This is a genomic window from Alcaligenes sp. AB3, from assembly GCF_031844565.1.
In the GTDB taxonomy this organism is placed as follows: Bacteria; Pseudomonadota; Gammaproteobacteria; order Burkholderiales; family Burkholderiaceae_B; genus Alcaligenes; species Alcaligenes faecalis.
This window is the reverse complement of record NZ_JAUZVM010000013.1, coordinates 54,308-61,382: the sequence shown is the minus strand read 5'-3', so window position 1 is coordinate 61,382 and position 7,075 is coordinate 54,308. Positions and strand designations below refer to the sequence as shown.

The 7,075-nt window shown below is 59.1% G+C and carries 6 protein-coding genes; 3 read left to right on the top strand and 3 right to left on the bottom strand.

The window, feature by feature from the left end; translation table 11 throughout:
• Positions 1-512: 512 nt before the first annotated feature.
• The 3 genes from Q9R35_RS18005 to Q9R35_RS17995 are packed head-to-tail and all read left to right on the top strand — an operon-like array spanning position 513 to position 5,005.
• On the top strand, positions 513-2,591 hold the full coding sequence (locus Q9R35_RS18005; protein WP_311220217.1) for a LamG-like jellyroll fold domain-containing protein: 2,079 nt from the start codon (positions 513-515) through the stop codon (positions 2,589-2,591).
• A 20-nt stretch (positions 2,592-2,611) separates the two neighbouring features.
• The gene (locus Q9R35_RS18000) at positions 2,612-2,809 is read left to right on the top strand and encodes a hypothetical protein (RefSeq protein ID WP_042487078.1); all 198 of its coding nucleotides are present in this window, start codon (positions 2,612-2,614) and stop codon (positions 2,807-2,809) included.
• A gap of 21 nt (positions 2,810-2,830) precedes the next feature.
• Complete coding sequence (locus Q9R35_RS17995; RefSeq protein ID WP_063691308.1) at positions 2,831-5,005, top strand: phosphocholine-specific phospholipase C; 2,175 nt, start codon at positions 2,831-2,833, stop codon at positions 5,003-5,005.
• A gap of 153 nt (positions 5,006-5,158) precedes the next feature.
• Here the strand turns inward: Q9R35_RS17995 and Q9R35_RS17990 are convergent, their stop codons facing one another.
• The 3 genes from Q9R35_RS17990 to Q9R35_RS17980 all read right to left on the bottom strand — a co-directional run bounded on the left by Q9R35_RS17990 (position 5,159) and on the right by Q9R35_RS17980 (position 7,045).
• Entirely contained in the window at positions 5,159-5,635 is a 477-nt protein-coding gene (locus Q9R35_RS17990; RefSeq protein WP_063691313.1) for a hypothetical protein, read from the bottom strand.
• 24 nt (positions 5,636-5,659) lie between these two features.
• On the bottom strand, positions 5,660-6,208 hold the full coding sequence (locus Q9R35_RS17985) for a hypothetical protein (RefSeq protein ID WP_063691315.1): 549 nt from the start codon (positions 6,206-6,208) through the stop codon (positions 5,660-5,662).
• Between the two features lie 63 nt (positions 6,209-6,271).
• Complete coding sequence (locus Q9R35_RS17980; protein ID WP_042487066.1) at positions 6,272-7,045, bottom strand: OmpA family protein; 774 nt, start codon at positions 7,043-7,045, stop codon at positions 6,272-6,274.
• Positions 7,046-7,075 lie beyond the last annotated feature (30 nt).

The window sequence follows — 7,075 nt, the reverse complement described above, 5'->3', positions numbered from 1 at the left end:
CTGCGCCCCGATTGCCACTCTGACAAGGGCACCGACGCGCAGCGTCGGCAAGTGGTCCGCCCCGCGCCCCTTGTCCCAGCACCGCGAGCGGCGGCCTACGAAGAATGCCCTCCGGCAATCCTCCCCTCAATTACCCCATCCCGCCCCCAAGTCTGCGCCCCACCCTCAAACCCAAACCCAAACCCAAACCCAAACCCAACAACAATTTTGAACCTAAAACATAAAAAACCGCTCAAAATCCACCGCCTCCCTCCCCCCGTAACAAACCAGACATCCACCCGCCACATCCCCGCCAAGCCGCAGCCCGCCGCCACTCTCCCCCCACCCCATCCCCCCGGAACCAGCCCTTCACATAAAACACAATCCAATCATCGGCGGATTTGCTGATCCGTTCACAGGGCAGTCATACGCCCTTCCTACACTGCCCGCAGTCCTGATCCGATGCCGACTGAGCAGCCCACCCCCACGCACAGTCCGGCCTCTCTTTTTCCCTTCTCTCCACGAGTGGCTGTATGACCTTCACCTCCCGTCCCCAAAAATCCCACACCGTGCAGCGCCTGCAACAAGCCGGACTCTCCCTGTCCCTGGCACTGCTGCTGACCGCCTGCGGCAGCGGTTCCAGTGGCAACGATGGCCCGACCAACCCCGGCGTCGACCCAGAAACCCCGACCGTAGAGCCCGGCGACAAACCCCAGGCACTGGGTGGCAAAAAAGCCCTGATCGTCACCATCGACGGCCTGAGCTACGAAGCCCTGCTGCAAGCTCGCAAGGCCGGCCAGCACCCCGCCCTGAAAAACCTGACCATCGCCCCTGCCCAAACCGGCGGCTACGCAGGCACTCCCAGCGAACAACGCACCCTGCCACTGCCCGGCTGGGCCTCCCTGATTACCGGCGTGTGGGCAGACCAGCACGGCCTGCGCGGAGTCGGACAAGAAGACAACAAACTCAACAGCCCCACCCTGGTGGCCCAAACCTCGGAACCCACCCAGGCCGCCCTGGCCTTGAGCACCGCCGACTACCGCACACTGTGGAGCCAGGACCTGCAAGAAGGCCGCATCATTGAAGCGGCCAACTGCACCGACTCCGACAGCTGTGTCAGCGAACAAACCCAGAAATACCTGCAAGAAGGCAAGTCCCTGATCCTGGCCCAGATCCAGGCTCCCGCCCGTGCCGCCACCCAAGGCGGCCTGGGTAGCGCCGCTTACCAACAGGCTGTCAGCGAATCCCTGGCATCACTGGACAAGCTGTTCGCCCTGATCGACAAACGCAAACAGGCAGACGCCTCGGAAGACTGGCTGGTCATCCTGACCACCAGCTACGGCCTGGACGAATTTGGTGGCACCACCGGCTCGCAATTCAACCGCAACAAGACCAGCTTTATTGCCACCAATAAAACACTGGCCTCCTTGCCCGCCGTGGGCAGCCAGGTCTCCAGCAGCACCGACATGAACACCCTGGCCGCCGTCATCGACATCGCACCCACCGTCCTGTCGCACCTGGGTCTGCAAAACGAGCAATACCGCTTCCGTGGCTCGCCCCTGCAAGCCGACACCCGCGTACACAACCTGGCGTTCAGCAAACCTGCCGACAAAAACATGGTGGACCTGAACTGGGTCCTGCAAGGCGAGGCCTCGCAAGAAATCCAGATCATGCGTGACGGCAAGCTGATCGCCACGCTGCCTGCCGGAACCACCCAGTACTCCGACCCGCTGCCCGCATCGGAAACCGCCCAAACCTACTCCCTGTATTACTCGGTGCAGGTAGGCAAAGCAGCTTCGACTCTGAAAGCCGAGGTGGGCTACCAGCCCCCGCCCAAACTGGCTGACACCCTGAAGAACGGACTGCGCAGCTACTACACCTTCAGCAGCCAGCCTTTTACCGACGCCAAAGGTGGCAGCACGCTGCAAACCTCGACTCCAGCCGTTCCCGCCGGCCAGCTGATTGCCGCAGACTTCCTGGACCCAAGCACAGCCAAGGGCGGCCTGCGCATCACGGGTAACAATGCCGATGGCAATGGCAACCGCGGCTACCGCCTGTCCATGAGCCGCGACCTGTTCACCTTGAGCAGCGTGCAGCAAATGACTATCGGCTTCTGGCTGCGCACCCCCAACAACTGCCAGGGTTACGGCGCCTCCATCATGGCCAACAAGAACTACGACTCGGGCAACAACCCCGGCTTTGCGCTGGGCCTGTTCAACGCCAACGGCTGCGACATCCGCTTTAACACCGGCTACGGTGGCGGCCGCAACGAGAGCCAGGGCTACAACATCACCCCGGACGAATGGGCCTATGTGGCCGTGGTCATCGACAAGGCCGAAGGCAAGATGCTGGGCCACGTGTTTGACCCCAAGAAAGGCGCACAGTTTGGCTCGGTGGCTTTGGAAGCCCGCACCCTGCAAGCCCTGGGTGGCACCGGCACCGGCGAGCTGGGCCTGAACGAAGACGTTACCGGCCAGTACTACAAACGCTGGGGACGCAGCGACATCAATATGGACTTTGGCGAACTGGCCATGTGGGACCGCGCCCTGAGCACGGACGAACTGACCAGCATTTACGAATCCCGCCAGCCTCTGTCCAGCCTCCAACCCTGATCGCCAAGCAAGGACTTTTTATGACTCCCAAGAACGCTTCACTCACCTTTGAGCGCATAAAACGCGCATCCGTCTTGTTGATGTTCTGCGGCCTGCTGGCTGCCTGCGGCGGTGGCAGCGACACCGGTAGCTCGGGTAACACGGGCTCGCCTGAAGAGCCCACCGAGCCCGGCAAACCCACGCCCGAACCCGCGCCGCAACTGAAATGCGCCCCTTGATTGACTAAGAGATTAAGCACAATGACTTCACGCCGCAGCTTCCTACGCAATATGACCGGTGCCAGCCTGGCAGCAGGTTCCCTGGCCGCATTCCCTCCCAGCATCCGCAAGGCGCTGGCCATTCCGGCCAACAACAAGACAGGCACCATCAAGGACGTAGAACACATTGTGGTTCTGATGCAGGAGAACCGCTCCTTTGACCATTACTTCGGCACCCTGAAAGGTGTGCGCGGTTTTGGCGACCGCTTCACCATTCCCTTGCCCAATGGCCGCAATGTCTGGCAGCAAAACGTCAGCTCCACCGAAAGCGTGTTGCCCTATCACCTGGACAGCACCAAGGGCAATGCCCAGCGCGTCAACGGTACGCCGCACTCCTGGTCGGACGGCCAGGCTGCCTGGGATCACGGCCGCATGAACTTCTGGCCCAAGCACAAGAACCGTCACTCCATGGGCTACTACCGCGAAGCCGAAGTACCCTTCCAGTTCGCCATGGCCAACGCCTTCACCCTGTGTGATGCCTACCACTGTTCCATGCACACCGGCACCAACTCCAACCGCATGTTCCTGTGGACGGGTACGAATGGACCATCGGGCAGCGGCGAATGTACGGTGAACAACGCCTGGGACAGCCTTGGTTCTTCCCTGTTGGGCTACGAGTGGAAAACCTACCCCGAGCGCCTGGAAGAAGCCGGTATCAGCTGGAAGGTGTATCAGAACCTGCCTGACAACTTTACCGACAACTCCCTGGCCGGCTTCAAGCAATACCGTCGTGCCAACGAACAATCCGGCAAGCCCAACAACTCGCCTTACGATCCGGCCGACAATGATGGCAACCCGCTATACAAAGGCGTGGCCAACACCATGCCCGATGGTGGTTTCTTTGGCCAACTGCGTAAAGACGTGGAAGAAGGCAATCTGCCTCAGATCTCCTGGGTCGTGGCTCCTGCCAACTACTCCGAGCACCCTGGCCCATCAAGCCCGGTACAAGGCGCCTGGTACACCCAGGAACTGCTGGATGCGCTGACAGCCAACCCCGAGGTCTGGAGCAAGACCGTTTTGCTGGTCAACTTTGACGAGAACGACGGCTTCTTTGACCACGTGCCTTCGCCTTCTGCCCCTTCCATTGATCCGGTCACTGGCAAGCCCGCAGGCAAAACGTCCTTGAGCGAAGAAGAGATCGCGTTCGAGTACTACAACTACCCCAGCCCCAAAGGTCTGTTGGGTCAGCCTCCCCGTGACGGCAAGGTCTTTGGCCCCGGCGTGCGTGTGCCCATGTACGTGATCTCGCCCTGGAGCCGTGGTGGTTGGGTGAACTCGCAAGTGTTCGACCACACCTCTGTTATCCGCTTCATGGAAGAGCGTTTTGGCGTGATGGAACCGAATATCAGCCCGTACCGCCGTGCCGTATGTGGTGATCTGACCTCCGCCTTCAACTTTGCCAGCCCGAACGACGAACCTTTGCCTACCTTGAACGGCCGCCGCAGCCGTCAGGACGCAGACTCGATCCGTAGTGCTCAGGAGCGTCTGGCTCAAGTACCTCAGCCCGTCGACAACCAGCGCATTCCCGTGCAACAAACCGGCGTGCGTCCATCGCGTGCCCTACCTTACGAACTGCACGTCAGCGCCCGTTGCGACAGCGAGAAAGGCGTACAACTGCTGTTCTCCAACACGGGAAAAGCAGCGGCTGTGTTCCACGTCTACGACAAGCTGAATCTGGACCGCATCCCTCGCCGCTACATGGTCAACCCTGACCAGATCCTGGACGATGTGTGGGACGTGCAAGCGAACAATCTGGGGCACTACGACCTGTGGGTCCTGGGCCCGAACGGCTTTCACCGTCACTTCCGTGGCGACGTCAGCGTGTTGAGCCAGCCCGAAGCTGCCCGCCCCGAAATTCGTGTCTGCTACGAAGTCACCAAAGGCGATATCTACCTGGAAATGATGAACGGTGGCCAGTCTGCCTGCACCTTTACCATCCAGTCCATGGCCTACCGTGAAGACGGTCCATGGGAGGTGACGGTTGAGCCAGGCCAGCAATCCAAACAATCCTGGGCCTTGAAGGCCAGCGGCCACTGGTACGACTTCGTGGTTCGCAGCAGCAGCGACCCAAGCTACTACCGTCGCTTCGCAGGCCGCGTGGAGTTTGGCGAGCACGGCGTCAGCGACCCAGCTCTGGGGATTCCTGCCTACCTGTAAGACTTAAACGCTCTGAATCTATAGTTCTATCGTCTGACTATGTGTGCGTGCGCACCACGCACACGTTTTACCCCGATGCCAACAAGTGGCATCGGGTTTTTTTTTATTGATTGTGATTGATGCAGGTTGCGCGCCAAGGGCCCGCTGCCAAACTTAGCGGGAATAGCGGGAACGAAGACTCAAGCCAATGTAATGCCTTCTGCGCTGCCTCTTTCTTTTCAGCGCCACTCTTTCTTCATTGATGGGCGAAGGCTTGCGGACACTGCCCAGCTCAACGACAGCGCGTAAGCACTCGGCATGCGTAATGCGGGCCGACAAACAAATGTCAGCCCCCGCATACAAGGCGCGCTCACAGGCCAAAGGAGTCTCGTCGGCCAGAAAAAGAATTGCCACATTATCCAGCTGACGCATTGCCGAGATCACGGCATAAACATCAAACTCGCTTTCCCCTTCACCATCAATAATCAAGACACGCAGGCGCTTTCCGATTGTGGCAAGGTCCGTGGGACTGGTCGCCACGGTCGTGCACACCCCTGAGCCGGCCAGATAATCATGCAGGGCCAGCATATCGCCCACACGCGATGATGCAGGCTGTGCAATCAGGAGAAAAACCACATCAAAATCGTACATAGGGCGCGATACGCAGTCCTTTTATCACTGACCACCCTGCATCAATTTAATAATGGCCTGTGTATGCTGAGCATTCTGGGTTCCGATCAGCAAACGCCCATCGGAAATCGTTTCACTGATACGCGCCACACTCACCAATTGCCCTTGCACACTTAGCAGCAGATAGTGGCCTTGCGCCTGAGCCGTGACACTGCGCAGTTTGGTAATCCCGTTCTGGTTCATTTCCAGCAACAGAAAGGTCCCTTGATCTTGTGTCGTCACGGGAGTGACACGATGCAGATCGGCTTGCGTCAGAACGGGCTGGGGCAGCGCATAAAGAGAGGTTCCGCCTACGTCCACCGCCACCAAGGGCGCTTCCGCTTTCTCCTGCGCCAAATGCAGGGTAATGACCGTGTTGGATTGATTGCGAGGGGCTATTGCTGCCACCGCAGGGGCCTTGGCGGACGAGGCAGAACCTTGCATGACAGGCGGTGCCGGATCTACAGGTTCAGGAGCCTGGCGAGGCATCGTTTGCTGACAAGCAGCCAGGCCGCCCGCCAGAATCAGTAGCGCTAATTTGTGCAGAATATTCATTATTTTCTCAATCACGGCACGCAGCCCGACAAGCCGGGTGCGTGCCTGGTTGCAGCATCCAACTTAACGTTGGCCTTGAACCTCAATATCAACCCGACGATTCGGCGCCAGGCAGGCGATCAACTCAGTGCGATTGTGTTGATCACACTGCACAAGGGGACGATCCGAACCAAAGCCTTGCGTCACAATCACGGCAGCTGGAATGCCCTGGGCGGACAAAGCCTGGCGGACTGTCTGGGCTCGTTGCTGCGACAAATGCTGATTCGATGCCGCATTTCCGATTCGATCCGTATGACCGGAAACAGTCACGCGCTCGATTTCGGACATTTGCTTGAGCTGGCCTGCAATATCTCCAATCGTGCTCAACCCCGCACTGGTCAAGGTCGCACTGCCAAAGGCAAAGGCCACGTCCCCGGAAAGCGAGAAAGGCTGAACAGTCGCGGTTTTCGGCGTCGCATCCAGGACAGAAGCACACTCGCTAGGCTTCCAGTAAAAACTGCGGCCCAGCTTGTCCTGGTCAAACAGCACCTTGAACTGACACGTCTTGATGCCCTGTGCCGTGTTGAAGTGGAACAGGTAATCCCACTCCCGCACCTTGAAACCTTCGGCAAAGTGCGGGCGACCCAGCAAGTCATACAACTGATCGCGTGTCACGCCTTCCCGGACCTGACGCAGATTGTCGATATTCGGGTAAGAGCCCGTGTGAAACGTCGCTTTGTCCACTTCAGGAAACACCGGGTTTTCTGTGTGACCTTCCGAGTCCACCTGACTCAAGGTTCCGCATCCAGCAAGCACCAGACTGCCGAGCAGAGCAGCCCCAAACCAATTTTTCTTCATGATCTGAAATCCTTCAAAAGTGTGTGCTGT

What these genes read in the sequence shown, in the direction of transcription:
- Q9R35_RS18005 (WP_311220217.1), top strand. Translation starts at nt 513, where the DNA reads ATGACCTTCACCTCCCGTCCCCAAAAATCCCACACCGTGCAGCGCCTG.
- Q9R35_RS18000 (WP_042487078.1), top strand. Translation starts at nt 2,612, where the DNA reads ATGACTCCCAAGAACGCTTCACTCACCTTTGAGCGCATAAAACGCGCA.
- Q9R35_RS17995 (WP_063691308.1), top strand. Translation starts at nt 2,831, where the DNA reads ATGACTTCACGCCGCAGCTTCCTACGCAATATGACCGGTGCCAGCCTG.
- Q9R35_RS17990 (WP_063691313.1), bottom strand. Translation starts at nt 5,635, where the DNA reads ATGTACGATTTTGATGTGGTTTTTCTCCTGATTGCACAGCCTGCATCA.
- Q9R35_RS17985 (WP_063691315.1), bottom strand. Translation starts at nt 6,208, where the DNA reads ATGAATATTCTGCACAAATTAGCGCTACTGATTCTGGCGGGCGGCCTG.
- Q9R35_RS17980 (WP_042487066.1), bottom strand. Translation starts at nt 7,045, where the DNA reads ATGAAGAAAAATTGGTTTGGGGCTGCTCTGCTCGGCAGTCTGGTGCTT.